General features: G+C 66.4%; 12 protein-coding genes. 5 read left to right on the top strand and 7 right to left on the bottom strand.

Annotated elements, in window-relative coordinates; genetic code table 11:
• Together ACLFRM_RS06595 and ACLFRM_RS06590 are read left to right on the top strand one after the other, a co-directional pair.
• The coding region (locus tag ACLFRM_RS06595; RefSeq protein ID WP_410754935.1) for a PEP/pyruvate-binding domain-containing protein at positions 1 to 1,736 on the top strand (1,736 nt) is incomplete at its 5' end.
• 43 nt (positions 1,737 to 1,779) lie between these two features.
• Positions 1,780 to 3,039: a hypothetical protein gene (locus ACLFRM_RS06590; RefSeq protein ID WP_410754934.1), complete on the top strand. Its 1,260-nt coding sequence runs from the start codon at positions 1,780 to 1,782 to the stop codon at positions 3,037 to 3,039.
• 20 nt (positions 3,040 to 3,059) lie between these two features.
• Here ACLFRM_RS06590 and ACLFRM_RS06585 read toward each other — a convergent pair whose 3' ends face one another.
• The gene (locus tag ACLFRM_RS06585) at positions 3,060 to 3,959 is read right to left on the bottom strand and encodes a serine hydrolase (RefSeq protein WP_410754933.1); all 900 of its coding nucleotides are present in this window, start codon (positions 3,957 to 3,959) and stop codon (positions 3,060 to 3,062) included.
• A gap of 103 nt (positions 3,960 to 4,062) precedes the next feature.
• Here ACLFRM_RS06585 and ACLFRM_RS06580 point away from each other — a divergent pair, with 103 nt between their 5' ends.
• Positions 4,063 to 5,337 (top strand): Npt1/Npt2 family nucleotide transporter, encoded by a 1,275-nt coding sequence (locus tag ACLFRM_RS06580; protein WP_410754932.1) that lies wholly within the window; start codon positions 4,063 to 4,065, stop codon positions 5,335 to 5,337.
• A gap of 367 nt (positions 5,338 to 5,704) precedes the next feature.
• Here ACLFRM_RS06580 and ACLFRM_RS06575 read toward each other — a convergent pair whose 3' ends face one another.
• The 6 genes from ACLFRM_RS06575 to ACLFRM_RS06550 form a co-directional block, all read right to left on the bottom strand.
• On the bottom strand, positions 5,705 to 6,487 hold the full coding sequence (locus tag ACLFRM_RS06575; protein ID WP_410754937.1) for a slipin family protein: 783 nt from the start codon (positions 6,485 to 6,487) through the stop codon (positions 5,705 to 5,707).
• Positions 6,488 to 6,532: 45 nt separating this feature from the next.
• Entirely contained in the window at positions 6,533 to 7,987 is a 1,455-nt protein-coding gene (locus tag ACLFRM_RS06570; protein WP_410754931.1) for an NfeD family protein, read from the bottom strand.
• 224 nt (positions 7,988 to 8,211) lie between these two features.
• Positions 8,212 to 9,198: a GTP 3',8-cyclase MoaA gene (gene moaA, locus ACLFRM_RS06565; RefSeq protein WP_410754930.1), complete on the bottom strand. Its 987-nt coding sequence runs from the start codon at positions 9,196 to 9,198 to the stop codon at positions 8,212 to 8,214.
• A gap of 267 nt (positions 9,199 to 9,465) precedes the next feature.
• Complete coding sequence (gene moaC, locus ACLFRM_RS06560) at positions 9,466 to 9,954, bottom strand: cyclic pyranopterin monophosphate synthase MoaC (RefSeq protein ID WP_410754929.1); 489 nt, start codon at positions 9,952 to 9,954, stop codon at positions 9,466 to 9,468.
• Complete coding sequence (glp, locus tag ACLFRM_RS06555; RefSeq protein WP_410754928.1) at positions 9,951 to 11,144, bottom strand: gephyrin-like molybdotransferase Glp; 1,194 nt, start codon at positions 11,142 to 11,144, stop codon at positions 9,951 to 9,953. The genes moaC and glp overlap by 4 nt, the downstream gene beginning before the upstream one ends.
• 38 nt (positions 11,145 to 11,182) lie before the next feature.
• Positions 11,183 to 11,653, bottom strand: a complete 471-nt coding sequence (locus tag ACLFRM_RS06550) for a molybdenum cofactor biosynthesis protein MoaE (RefSeq protein ID WP_410754927.1) — start codon at positions 11,651 to 11,653, stop codon at positions 11,183 to 11,185.
• A gap of 416 nt (positions 11,654 to 12,069) precedes the next feature.
• On the opposite strand from ACLFRM_RS06550, the gene soxC reads away from it, so the two are divergent.
• A complete protein-coding gene (gene soxC / locus ACLFRM_RS06545) occupies positions 12,070 to 13,440 on the top strand; it encodes a sulfite dehydrogenase (protein ID WP_410754926.1) in 1,371 nt (456 codons plus the stop codon).
• Positions 13,418 to 14,083 (top strand): c-type cytochrome, encoded by a 666-nt coding sequence (locus ACLFRM_RS06540; protein WP_410754925.1) that lies wholly within the window; start codon positions 13,418 to 13,420, stop codon positions 14,081 to 14,083. The genes soxC and ACLFRM_RS06540 overlap by 23 nt, the downstream gene beginning before the upstream one ends.
• Positions 14,084 to 14,135 lie beyond the last annotated feature (52 nt).

The following is a 14,135-nucleotide window of genomic DNA, read 5'->3' as shown; positions in this document are numbered from 1 at the left end:
CGGAGCTGCGCTACCTCGCGCGTATCCCGCAGTGGGCCCAGCGCGCGCTGGGATACCACTTCGATCCCACCGTCGAGGACTGGTCCGGCATCACGCCCCTGGCCACCCACTACATCCCCGACCGGTTGCGGGACAGCCCGCTGCTCCCCTACACGCGCGTGCTCGACAGGCTGCTCGAGGACTCCCATGCCCGGTCGAACGTGCGCCACCAGGTGTTCGGCGAGGAAACCGCCACCGGCCTGCGCGCGCTCAACCCGGGACTGCGCCGTGGGGTGCTGCTCGAACCGCCCGACGACCCGGGCGGTTTCCGCCCGGACGGCATCTACCTCATGCCCTCGACCACGCCCGAGCTGCCACCGGTCGCGGGCATCCTCACCCGTGGCGAGGGCAGCTCGCTCTCGCACGTGCAGCTGCTGGCCCGCAACCTCGGCATCCCCAACGTGGTAATCGACGATGGCCTGATGCCGCGACTGGAGCGTCATCTCGGCCGGCGCGTCGTGCTCGCGGCAACCCCCGGCGGTCGCGTTCAGCTCGCCGCCGACGGTCCCGAATGGGACGAGATCTTCGGTGCCGAACCCCGCGGCGAGGACGTGACCATCCGCCCGGATCTCGACAAGGTCGACCTCGAAACTACCGACATGATCTCCCTGGCCGACCTGCGAAGCAGCGACTCCGGGCGTCACGTCGGTCCCAAGGCCGCCAATCTCGGCGAACTGGCACACCACTTCCCCGGGCAGGTCAGTCCCGGGCTGGTCGTGCCCTTCGGCGCGTTCCGCGAGCTGCTCGATCGCCCGATCGAGCCCGGCGGGCCGACGGCCTTCGACTGGATGCGCGACGAATATGACCGGCTGGCCGACATCGACGACGCCGAGCGGCGCCGGGACGAGACGCGGGAGATGCTTGCCCGTTTGCGCGAATGGATCACGAGCACCGACCCCGGCGAGGCATTCCGGGAACGGCTGCGCCGTGCGCTGGAGGAACAGTTCGACAACAGGGACACCCCGGGCGTGTTCGTGCGCAGCGACACCAATGTCGAGGACCTGCCCGGCTTCACCGGGGCGGGCCTGAACCGCACGGTCGCCAACGTGGTCGGCTTCGAGGCCATCGTGGACGCCGTCCAGGAGGTCTGGGCCTCGCCCTTCACCGAGCGCGCCCATGCCTGGCGCCAGGCGCACATGCCCGACCCGGAACACGTCTATCCCGCCGTGCTCTTGCAGCAGACCGTCCCCGCGGACAAGTCCGGCGTGCTGGTGACCGCCGACATGGAAACCGGCGATCGCGACTGGCTGACCATCGCCGCCAACGAAGGGGTGGGCGGCGCCGTCGACGGGCAGAGCGCCGAGGAACTGCGCGTGCACCGTCACACCGGCGAGATCCGCCTGCTCGCCCAGGCGACCGCCCCCACCCGTACCGAGCCGGCCCCGGCCGGGGGCATGCGCCGCGTCCCGGCCGGGGCGCCGGACCACCTGCTCTCGCCGGGGGAGGTGGACACCCTGCGTGAACTCGCCGACGACGTCGAGGCCCGCTTTCCATTGCCCGAGGAGGAGGGGGCTACCCCGCCGGTGGACATCGAGTTCGGCTTTCGCGACGGCCGGCTGGCGCTGTTCCAGATCCGCCCCCTGGTCGAGAACCGCCAGGCCCGGCGCAACCTGTACCTCGGCGAGCTCGACCGGGCGCGCGAGTCGCAGGGCGGCGGGACGGTCGACCTGGACCAACCACCCCATCCCGGGGACTGATCACCATCCGGTCATGACCTATGCTCGATGCATGAAACCGATCATGCACCCTGTCCCCTTCCGGCTCGTCCCGTTGATCCTCGGCGGCGTGCTCACCCTGGCCGCCCCCGGCGCCGGCGCCTATCCGCTGGACGCCGCCGAGGAGACCGGCATCGAACGCCTGGAAGGCTACCGGCTGGCGAACGAGGGCGAGATCGCGGGCAATCGCCTGCCCCCCGGCGCCCTGCTCGACCGGGAACAGATCCGCCTGCGCCTGGCCGATCAGCCGGAATTCGAACTGCCCGAGGTCGATGCCGACCTGACCCGCCGCGTCGTCGACCTGCTGGGCGCCGAGGCACCCCACTACAGCGTCAGCGTGCTCGACATCAGCGACCCACAGCGGCCTCGTTACGCCGAGCACAACGGCCGGACCACGCGCACGCCCGGCAGCGTCGGCAAGGTCATGCTGGCCACGGCGCTGCTCCAGGCGATCGCCGACCGGTTCCCCGACGACATCGGGGCCCGCGAACGCCTGCTGCGCGAGACGCAGGTCACCGCCGACGAGTTCATCCAGTGGGACAGCCACACGGTGCCGTTCTGGGACGGGGAGGCGAAACGATTCACGCGACGGCCGCTACAGGTGGGCGATACCGCCAACCTCTGGAGCTACCTCGACTGGGCGCTCTCGGCGAGCTCGAATGCCGCGGCCAGCGCGGTGATGAAGGAACTGGTACTGCTGCACCACTTCGACGACGAGTACCCGGTGCCGGTCGAACGCGAGGCGGAACTGTTCGACCGCCCGCCGGCCGAGCGGCGCGACATCCTGCTCGAGGCGCTGGTCGAGCCGATCGCCCGCAACGGGCTGGACACGGAAAAATTGCGCCAGGGGGCCTTCTTCACCAGTGGAGGCAAGGGGCGGGTCTCGGGCACCAACAGCCTGAGCACCACCCGCGAGCTGATGCGACTGCTGGTGAAAATGGAAAAGGGGGAGCTGGTCGACGCCTGGTCGAGCCGGGAATTGAAGCGCCTGCTGTACATGACCGAGCGTCGCATCCGCTATGCCTCGTCACCGGCACTGCAGGACGCGGCCGTCTACTTCAAGTCCGGCTCGCTCTACAAGTGCGACCGGGAGAAGAACCCGGACTGCGGCAAGTACCGCGGCAACGTCTACAACTACATGCACTCGGTCGCGATCATCGAACACCCGGCCGACGACCCGGAACGGGTCTACCTGGTGACGATGACCTCGAACGTGCTCAACGTGAATTCGGCGGTGGCCCACCAGACCTTTGCCACCCGCCTGCACCGATTGCTGCAGGAATGACGACGAGCCGGCCGGCAGGTTTACCGCTGGGCGGCTGGGGAGTCGAGTTCGGCCGTGCGGATAGCCCCGTCCATGATCAGGCCATCGAGCTCGACGATCAGCCGCTCGAGCCATTCGCCGCCACTGGGGTTCTGGGCCAGGCCGACAGCGATGTAACTGCGCCCGTCGTGCTCGACGATGGCGCTGTCGGCGTGCCAGTCCTGCCAGCTGCCGGACTTGCGGTAGATCGACGCACCGGGCACGGCCGCGGCCAGACCACCGACGAACTTGTGGTTGATCCCCGGGTCACCGAGGATGGCCTTCATCTCGCGCGACAGCTCGGGGGAGACCAGCTGGCCGGTCTCGAGCAGGTAGTAGAAGCGGGCCACCTGGAAGGCGGTCGCACCGTGCGAGAGGTTGTGCAGGGGATCGCGCATGTAGGCGGACCCGCGGCCGTAGTCCTTGCCGACCCACAGCCCGCCATTGAGCTCTTCGTCGTAAAGGCGATACTCGGGAGAGCGAAGCAGGTCGTTGATGTACTCGCGACCGACCCGGCGCATCATCTCGGTGGCCGCCGAGTTGGAGGACTGGCGGATCATGCGCGTCATGAGATCCCGCGTCTCCGCGTCCAGCGCCAGTTCGCCCTCGTCGATGCGCTGGAAGGCCGCGAACAGGATGGCGATCTTGGGCAGGCTGGCCGCGTAAAGCATGGCGTCGCCGTTGACCTGGGCCAGTCGGGGGCGGTCGGGGTCCGTGACGTCCACCAGGGCCACCGAGAGCTGGCCGGCGGCAACCGAATCGTCCAGTTTCAGGGCATCGAGCCGCTCTTCCAGGCGTGCCTGCAGGGCCGGATCGGCGCCGTTTCGCAGGACATCGGCATCCGCCGGCAGGGCCGCATGCGCGGTGGAAAACAAACTCGTCGCCAGAACGGCGACAGTCAAGAGTCTCCGGATCATGGAGCACCCCCATAAGCTCAAGGTTGCAGCACGATAACCCAGTAATGCCGTAAAGTCATGAGGATATGTGCGTGAGAATCAAGCACCGATGAAGCGAACAGCCCAGCGACACCCCAACCTGATGCGCGGCGTGCTGCTGTTCACGAACTTCTTTCTGATCATCGCCGCGGTCTATCACCTCAAGCCGGCGAGCCGTTCGATCTTCATCAGTTCGCTGGGCGCCGACCTGCTGCCCTACGTCTGGATCGCCACCGCCCTGGCGCTCGGTCTGACGATCGGCATCTACCATCGCCTGATCGCTTACTACTCGCGCTTCCACGTGGTGCTGGGCACCTGCGGCATCGTCATCGCCCTGCTGCTGACCTTCTTCCCCCTGCTCGGCGACAGCGGCTTCGTGCAGGCCTTCGCCTTCTACATCTTCGTCGACATGACCAGCGTCATCCTGGTCGAACAGTTCTGGAGCCTGACCAACACCATCTTCAGCACCCATGCCGGCAAGCGCTGGTACGGCCTGATCGCCACCGGCGGGCTGGTCGGCGGCGTGGTCGGCGGCATCGCCTCGAGCCTGTTCATCCGCCAGCTCGGGCTCGAGACCATGGACCTGCTGCTCGTCGCCGCCGCCATCATCGGCCTGCTGGTGGCGCTCACCCTGCTCATGGGAAGGCTGGGGCTGTACGAGGAAAAGCCCGGCGTCTCCAACCACGACCCGACGACCGACGGCAACTGGCGCAGCCTGCTGCACCACCGTTACCTGATGCTGATCGCCGCCATCCTGCTGCTCGCCCAGATCGCCGAGCCGATCATCGAGTACCAGTTCATGAAGGCCCTCGAGGCCACCATCGAGGGACGCGACGAGCGCACCGCCTGGCTGGGTGCCTTCTTCAGCGTGATGAGCGCCGTGGCCATCGGCATCAACCTCGCCATCACGCCGCTGGTGCACCGCTGGCTGGGCGTGCTCGCCGGCCTGTTCGCCCAGCCGGTCGCGGTGACGATCGGCAGCCTGTGGTTCATGTCGCAGGGCACGCTGATGGCCGGTGCCCTCCTCAAGATCGCCGACCGCGGCCTGTCCTACTCGATCAACCGCGCCTCCAAGGAGCTGCTGTACGTGCCGATCGTTCCCCTGCTGATGTTCCGCGCCAAGGCCTGGATCGACATGTTCGGCTACCGCCTGTTCAAGGTCGCCGGCTCCCTGCTGATCCTGCTGCTCACCCAGTGGTTGCCCTGGACCCTCGAGACGGCACACCTGAGCTGGCTGGTCATCGGCTTCTGCGCCGTCTGGATGCTCACCCTCACCCGGGTGGGCATCCGCTACCGCGACACCCTCGCTCGCGCGAAGGCGGAAAGCCGCAACGTGTGGAACTGAACCAGTCGCGCCCCGCGGCCACATCCCGGAAGCACCTTTCGCCGGGCATGCCCCAATGCGCCCGCAACAAGACGCACGACGGGAACGAGGCTATCGAATTGCTGAGCGAATCGAGGCTCACTGCCGGCAACCGTGCCACGTCGGTCACGCAGCACCTGGTAAAGGTGAAACAGTCGGTCGAGCCGGTCCATGCCCTGCATTCCATTGCTTGCCAGTGCCCACCATGGGACGGGGAATCCCGCCGGGCAAGCAACCGCCGGAATGACGGTCGGAACCGGCGAACCGAACCCGAATCAGGCCCGAGGAAGAATGGCCTCCGGTCGAGGCCACCCCCGGGCAGGGAAACGGTTTCGCGAGCCGTACGTCGTCAGTCGTCGCGTGCCGCCGGGCGGAAATGGCCGGTGAAGTCCTGGAAGGCGTTGGTCAGCTCGATCGGCAGGGGGAAGAACACCGAGCTGGTCTTGCCGTTGGTGGCCATGTCCGCCATCGTCTGCAGGTAGCGCAGCTGCAGGGCGGCCGGGCTGTCCTTCATCATGTCGGCGGCCTGGACCAGCTTCTCGGCGGCCTGCAGTTCGCCCTCGGCGTGGATGACCTTGGCGCGCCGCTCGCGCTCGGCCTCGGCCTGGCGGGCGATCGCGCGGATCATGGATTCGTCGAGGTCGACGTGCTTGATCTCGACGTTGGTGACCTTGATGCCCCAGGCGTCGGTCTGCTCGTCGAGAATGCCCTGGATGTCGTTGTTGAGCTTGTCGCGCTCGGAGAGCATCTCGTCCAGATCGTGCTTGCCCAGCACCGAGCGCAGGGTGGTCTGGGCGAGCTGGCTGGTCGCCGCGTAGTAGTTCTCCACCTGGATGACGGCCCGCTCCGGGTCGACCACGCGGAAGTAGAGCACCGCGTTGACCCGCACGGTGACGTTGTCCTGGGAGATCACGTCCTGGCTGGGCACGTCGAGCGTGATGATGCGCAGGTCCACCTTGACCATCTGCTGGATCACCGGGACGACGATGATCAGCCCCGGCCCCTTGACCCGCTGGAACCGCCCGAGGAAGAACACCACGCCGCGCTCGTACTCGCGCAGTACGCGCAACGACATGGCGATGAGTGCCACCAGCACGATCAGTGGCACGACCAGAAATCCGAAATTGCCCAACATCTGTTTTCCTCCATGGGCCTGGCGGCCCTTGCAATGACGTGTCTACTCGATCGGCTCGACGGTCAGGCGCAGTCCATCGATGCCCACCACGCGCACCTTCTGGCCGGCGTGCACCCTCCGGTCGGTATCGGCGGTCCAGAGCTCGCTGTGTACCCAGACCCGCCCGCTGCGGTCGAAGTCTTCCTTCGCGGTGCCGACCATGCCGATCATCTCCTCGTGACCGGTGGCCGGCTTTCGGTGTCGCAGGCCCAACAGGCGGCCCAGCACCCAGATGGAAAAGGCGGCGATGACGACGGCCACCCCGACGATCAGGGGCAGGGCCACGTTCAGGTTGGGGTCGTCCCAGAGCATGATGGATCCCGTGGTGAAGGCGATCAGGCCGCCGATGCCCAACGCCCCGAAACTCGGGACGAAGGCCTCGGCGATCATGAATATTATCCCGAGCAGGATCAGGGCCAGCCCGGCGTAGTTCAGCGGCATGACCTGAAGGGCGAAGAACGCGAGGATAAGCGAGATCGCCCCGATGGTGCCGGGCACGATCGCACCCGGGTTGGCCAGCTCGAAGATGATGCCGTAGATCCCGACCAGCAGCAGGATGTAGGCGATGTTGGGGTTGGTGATCACCGACAGCAGTTCGGAACGCCAGTCGGGATCGAGCTGGAACACCTCCAGCCCCTCGGTATCGAGCTCGTGCGTGGCACCATCGACCGTCACCTCGTGCCCGTCGACCTGTTCGAGCAGATCGGTGACGTTCTCGGCGACGAACTCGATCACGTTGCGCTCGAGCGCCTCGCTCGCGGTCAGGTTGTAGCCCTCGCGCACGGCATCCTCGGCCCAGTCGGCGTTGCGATCGTACCGCTCGGCCAGGCCACGGATGTAGGAGACCGCGTCCTCGAGGACCTTGCGCCCCATCGCATCCTCGCCGCGACGCGGCTCCTTGTCCTCCGAGTCGGTCTTCTCGCCGTTCTCGCCGCCATTGCCCCCGGCGTCTTCCTCGCCGTTCGCCTTGTCGTCCTCGTCGTCCGGGGGCGTCATGCCCGGCAGGCCGTCGCCCCCGCCGATCTGCACCGGGGTGGCCGAGCCGAGGTTGGTCGAGGGCGTCATGGCCGCGATGTGAGAGCCGTAGAGGATGTAGGTGCCGGCACTGGCGGCCCGCGCACCGGCGGGGTGGACGTAGGTGGCCACCGGCACGTCGGCGCCCAGGATGGCCTGGATGATCGAACGCATGCTCGAGTCCAGCCCGCCGGGGGTATCGAGTTGCAAAACGACCAGTTCGGCCTGCCGTGCCTCGGCGGTCTCGATGCCGCGGATCACGTAGTCGGCGGTCGCCGGGCCGATGGCATCCTGCACGGTCAGCAGAACGGCCTGCCGACGATCTTCCTGGGCCTGTGCGACCAGCAGCCAGGCAATGCCCGCCAGCACGAGAAGCGGCCAGAGCAGCATGCGCAGGCCGCGCCGCCGTCCGGATCTCCTGCCGGTTTGCCGCTCCACGCTCATCGGTACGTCCGCCCTCGCTTCGGGAAACTCTGCACGTCAGTGACAGCATAGGTCATTGTCGATGCAATGGAAGTCACCGGAACGCGGGGAGGTGCTCGACGAAAACGGGGGATAAAGGGTGACCGCCGAGCGGGTCCGTTCGTCGAGTGGCAGCGGATCGGGAACGAAAGACCGCCCGGCAAGCGGGCGGTCCGGGGAACGAGGGTGAAATGCGCCCGGCGGGCTCAGCCGCCGGTCATCGACATGAAGCGGATGACCTTCTCGGGTTTTTCGGTGAACTCGTGACGCTCGGGCTTGAGGGCGATGGCCTGCATCAGGGCTTCCTTGAGTTCGTCGTCGGGAATGCCCTTTCTCAGCAGCGGGCGAAAGGAGAAGCTTTCCTCCTGGCCGAGGCACATGTACATGGTGCCGTCGCAGCCCAGGCGCACGCGGTTGCATGTCTCACAGAAATGCTCGGACATCGGGGTAATGAAACCGACCATGGTGTCGGTACCCGCCACCTGCAGGTAGCGGGCCGGGCCGGCGCCGGCGACCGAATTGACCGCGGGGATCAGGTCGTACCTGGCCTTGAGGCGCTTCTTCACGTCCTGGAGGCTGACGTAATGATCGATGGCGTCGCGGCCGGTCTCGCCCATCGGCATGGTCTCGATCATGCGCAGGGTGAAGCCGTTGTCGATGCAGTAGTCGAGCAGATCCTCGACGTCGTGCTCGTTGAGCCCCTTCATCACCACGGCGTTGATCTTGATCGGCGAGAAACCGGCGGCCTTGGCTGCGGCCAGCCCGTCGAGGACCTTGTCCACCTTGCCCTTGGTGATCGACTTGAATCGCTCGGGATCGAGGGTGTCGAGGCTGACGTTGATGCGATTGGCACCCGCGGCGCGCAGCGGCTCGGCCATCTTGTTCATGCGAGTGGCGTTGGTGGACAGGGACACGTCGCGGATGCCGGGCATGGAGGCGACCCGGCCCACGATATCCTCGATGCCCTTGCGCACCAGCGGTTCGCCGCCGGTGATCCGCACGTGAGAAAGACCCATGTCGGCCATCACGCCGATCAGCCGCTCGATCTCGTCGGGGGTGAGCCAGTGCTCGGGCACCTCGAAATCCTTGAAGCCCTCGGGCATGCAGTAGAAACAGCGCAGGTCGCAACGGTCCGTCACGGACAGCCGCAGGTAGTTGATGGAACGGCCGAAGGGGTCGGTCAACTGCTGCATTGTCTTGTCAGCCCTTGCCTGGACCATGCCGACATCCGGGTGGCATGGGGTTGGTCAACGAGCGCGGCCGGCGTGGCGGCCCGCCGCGCGGGAATGGGGCCCGGCCGGGGCGAGGGGTCGGAATCGCCCTGACCGGGACCTGCTCTGCAGGAGCGAGTGAGACATGCGTCATGTTCACTTGGACATAACGGTATCAGCCATGCCCGAAAATGCAAGCGTTATGGCGAAACAAACCGTTCGGTCGGCGTGAGCGTGTATCCGGCGCGATCAGGCCTCGTCTTCCAACCGCCAATGCCCGCTCTTGCCGCCGCGCTTTTCCAGCAGGCGGGTCTGCTCGATCACCATGCCCCGGTCGACCGCCTTGCACATGTCGTACAGCGTCAGGGCGGCCACCGAGGCGGCGGTCAGTGCCTCCATCTCCACGCCGGTCTGGCCGGTCACCGCGCATTCGGCGGTGATGTGGACGGCGTGACGGTCGGGTTCGGGGGTGAGCTCGACCTTCACCTTGGTGAGCATCAAGGGGTGGCACATCGGGATGAGATCGCCGGTGCGCTTGGCCGCCATGATGCCGGCGATGCGTGCGGTGGCGAGCACGTCGCCCTTCTTGTGCCCGCCGGACAGGATCAGCTCCAGGGTCTCGGGCTGCATGACGATGCGCGACTCGGCCACGGCGACGCGCTGGGTGTGCGCCTTGTCGCCGACATCGACCATGCGGGCCTCGCCCTTTTCGTCCAGATGCGTGAGGGTGCGGCTCATAGGCCAAGCTCCTTGAAGGCGGTGAATTCGACCGGATCGCCGGCCGCGAGGCGGGCATCGGGCGGGATCAGGGCAAGCCCGTCGGCCCAGGCGAGCGAGCTCAAGAGCCCCGAGTTCTGGTCCGGGTAGACCTCGAGCTGCACCCGCCCGTCGACCTCGACCCGGCGTACGCGGATGTATTCGGGTCGATCACCTCCCCGCCGCGGCGAGGCCAGCGGCACGGGTTGGCTCGGCCAGGCGCCGGGATTGTCCCGCCCGGTCAGCCGATCGATCGCCGTACGCACGAACCGCAGGTAGGTGACGAAGGTGGACACGGGGTTGCCCGGCAGGCCGAGAAATGGCGTGCCCAGCACCTCGCCGATCGCCAGCGGCTTGCCGGGCTTGAGGAAGATCCGCCAGTGATCGATGCGCCCGAGCGCCTCGACACCGGCACGCACCAGGTCGGCCTCGCCCACCGACACCCCGCCGGAGGTGACGATGAGATCCGCCGCGGCCGCCTCGCGCAGGCGCGCGTCGATCAAGTCGCGGTCATCCGGCAGACAGGCCCGCTGGACGATCTCCACCCCGGCGGCGGCCAGCAGCGCCTCGAGCATCGGGCCGTTGGCGTCATAGATCTTGCCCGGCGCAAACGGCTCGCCGGGGGCCAGCAGCTCGTCGCCGGTGGTCAGCAACGCCACGCGCACCCGCCGCCTGACCGGGACCTCGGCGACGCCGGTGCTGGCGATCAGGCCCAGCATCGCCGCGTTGATGGCGACCCCCGGTTCGAGCAGCACCTGCCCTTCGCGGCTGTCCGCGCCCCGGGCCCGCACGCCGGCACCGAACGAGACGTCCTCGCGCCAGCACGCCCGTCCGGCGTCGACCGCCACCGATTCCTGGGCGATCACCGTATCCGCCCCCTCGGGCAGCAGCGCACCGGTGAAGATACGTATTGCCGTGCCGGGCTCGAGTCGCGCCGGCGGATCACCGGCGAACTGCTTGCCCACCACCGGCAACGATTCCCCGGCAACCAGCGGGCCGGCCGCGGCGTAGCCGTCGAACAGGCTCAGGGGGGCAATGGGCACGTCACGCGGCGCGGTCAGCGGCTCGGCCAGCACGCGGCCGACCGACTCGAGCACGGGTACGCCTTCGACGTCGTCCAGCGGCTCGATCCAGTCGATCAGTCGCGCGATCGTTCTCTCGACGGACTCCACGCTCCCCTCCCCTTTACTTATTGTCGAAGTCGAACGCGTTAGTCGAACTCGGCGAACCAGCGCCGGCGCGCGACCTCGTCGCTCTCGCGCGCGTCCACCCAGCGGGTGTTGCCCTCGGGATCGACTTCCCTCTTCCAGAACGGCGCGTGCGTCTTGAGGTAGTCCATGATGAAGCTGCAGGCCTCCAGCGCGTCGCCGCGATGCGCGCTGGCCACCGCCACGAGCACGATCTGGTCGGTCGGCCGGAGGTGCCCGATGCGGTGAACGATGCTCACGCCGGCGAGCGGCCAACGGGAAATCGCCTCATCGGCCACGCGCTCGAGCGCCCGCTCGGTCATGCCCGGGTAATGCTCGAGGACGAGATCACTGACCTCGAGATCGTCGTTGATGTCGCGGACGGTGCCGAGAAAACTCGCCACCGCGCCGACGTGGGCGCACTGCGAGCGCATCTCGGCGAGGAGGTGACCGATATCGAAGTCGGCCTCTTGGACACGGATGGAACGGTACACGGTGGCGGTCGCTGCCCTGTTGGATATTTCCGGCAAACTATAACGACCCCTCGGCCTCCCGCCAAGGCAGCCCGTGCGAGGGCGCGATGATCGAAGGCCCCCGCCCCTCGGAGGAAACCCCACCAGTCGGGCTGATACCCCATTAAATGTTCAAACCCGCATCCGGTTGTTAATTAGAACCCGCTGATGTAGATTGCTGCGGGTTCAATTTTTTGATCGGGCCATCGATCAGGGAATCCGGTTCGGATTGACCCGGCTGGAAGACCCATGAACAATAGCGGGTCATTGTCGACATCGGCAAGCCGCCGGCCTGTCCTCAAAAAACGCGTGCCTTTCGGTTGTCGGAGAACCAGGGGCCCGGAATGGATCGAATCATAAGTTGATCCGACCAATTGCCTACGATGCAGGAGTGAGCAATGTCAGAAACCAAACTTGATCAGACGCCGCAGAGCGATGCCCGCGAGGGCGTGGCCTCCAGCGACCGTCGTAAATTCCTCCGCAAGAGCGTCGCACTGGCGGCTACCGGTGCTGCCGCAGCAGCCGCCGGCAACGCCTACGGTGACGTGAAGCTGGAGACCGTGAAGGATCCGCTCGAGATCAACCCGACCCGGAACATTCTCGGTCGTGGTGTCGTGTCCGTTCCGTACGGCATGCCCTCGAAGTTCGAGAAGGACGTCGTCCGTCGTAACGTCAGCTGGCTGACCGCCGACACCGTTGCCTCGATCAGCTTCACCCCGTGGCAAGACCTGCACGGCATCATCACGCCGAACGGCCTGCACTTCGAGCGTCACCACGCCGGCGCGGTCGACATCGACCCGGACAACCACCAGCTGGTCATCCACGGCATGGTCGAAAAGCCGATGATCTTCTCCATGGACGATCTGAAGCGCATGCCGTCGCACACCGCCATCCACTTCCTCGAGTGCCCGGCCAACGGTGCCATGGAGTGGCGCGGCGTCCAGATGGACTCCATGCAGTTCACCCACGGCATGATGAGCTGCTCCGAGTGGACCGGCGTCAAGCTGACCGACCTGATGGAGTACGTCGGCGTCGATCCGAAGTCGACCTGGTTCTACGCGGAAGGCGCGGACGGTTCCGCCCTGCAGCGTTCCGTCCCGATGGAAGGCGCCAAGGACCAGTTCGGCGAGCCGATCAACGAGTTCGACTGCGAGCTCTACAAGGACGCCATGATCGCCTACGCGATGAACGGCGAGGCCCTGCGTCCGGAGAACGGCTACCCGATCCGCTTCCTGCTCCCGGGTTGCGAAGCGAACATGTCGATCAAGTGGCTGCGCCGCATCAAGTTCGTCGACAAGCCGCTGGTCACCTACCAGGAGACCCGTCACTACATCGAGCCGCTGCCGGATGGCACCATCCGCCAGTTCACCTTCCTGAACGAAGCGAACTCGGTCATCAACTACCCCTGCCCGGACAACCACATGAAGGGCAAAGGCAGTTACGAGATCCGTGGCATCGCCTGGTCCGGCCGGGGCAAGGTCACCCATGTCGACGTTTCCGTCGATGGCGGCAAGAACTGGCAGGAGGCCGAACTGGTCGAGCCCGTGCTGAGCAAGTGCGTGACCAAGTTCAAGCTTCCGTTCGAGTGGAAGGGCGACGAGCACCTGATCATGAGCCGCGCCACCGACGAGTCCGGCTACGTCCAGCCGACTCTGGCGCAGATGCGCAAGGTTCGTGGCTTCAACAGCATCTACCACAAGAACTCCATTCAGGCCTGGAAAATCGAGAAGACCGGCGAGGTGAAGAATGTCCAAATTGAAAACTTCTAAGTTCGGGCTGGGTCTCGCGGCCGGTGCCATGGCACTCGGCCTGAGCACCGCCGGCATCGCGGACGAGCACGCCAGTGGCTTCAACGGCATCGGCAAGAACATCACCGAAAAGGCGATCGAGCCGTGGGACATCAGTGTCTTCTACGACGGCGAGAACCTGCCGAAAGGTGAAGGCTCCGTTGCCGACGGCGAGCAGCCGTACCAGGCCCAGTGCGCCATGTGTCACGGTGACTTCGGCGAAGGCGCCGAGGGCTACCCGAAGATGGCCGGCGACCCGATGCCGCAGTTCGTCGAATCCCTCAAGCAGGGCCTCGATGGTGTAGGCAACCGTGGTGTCAACAACGCCTGGGGCCACGCTCCGACGCTGTTCGACATGATCAAGCGCCACATGCCCTTCTACGCGCCGGGCACCATGGGTGTCGACGAGTCGTACGCGGTCACCTGCTACGTCCTGAACCTCGGTGGCATCGTCGACATGGACTTCACCTGCAGCGACGAGAACTTGGCCGACGTCGAAATGCCGTCCGTCGACTACTTCGTGACCGACACCCGTCCGGACACGGACAACCAGCGCTGCATGGAAGACTGCACCGACGAAGAGCCGGAAGTGGTCTACTCGGCTGTCGAGGGCGTGAGCGGCTAATCACCGTCACAGCACAACAGCTAAAGCCCCGCCAATCGGCGGGGCTTTTTTT

The organism is Guyparkeria sp. (genome assembly GCF_046540515.1).
Taxonomy (GTDB): Bacteria; Pseudomonadota; Gammaproteobacteria; order Halothiobacillales; family Halothiobacillaceae; genus Guyparkeria.
Note: the sequence above shows the minus strand (reverse complement) of the source record. Positions and strands in the feature narration are given on the sequence as shown.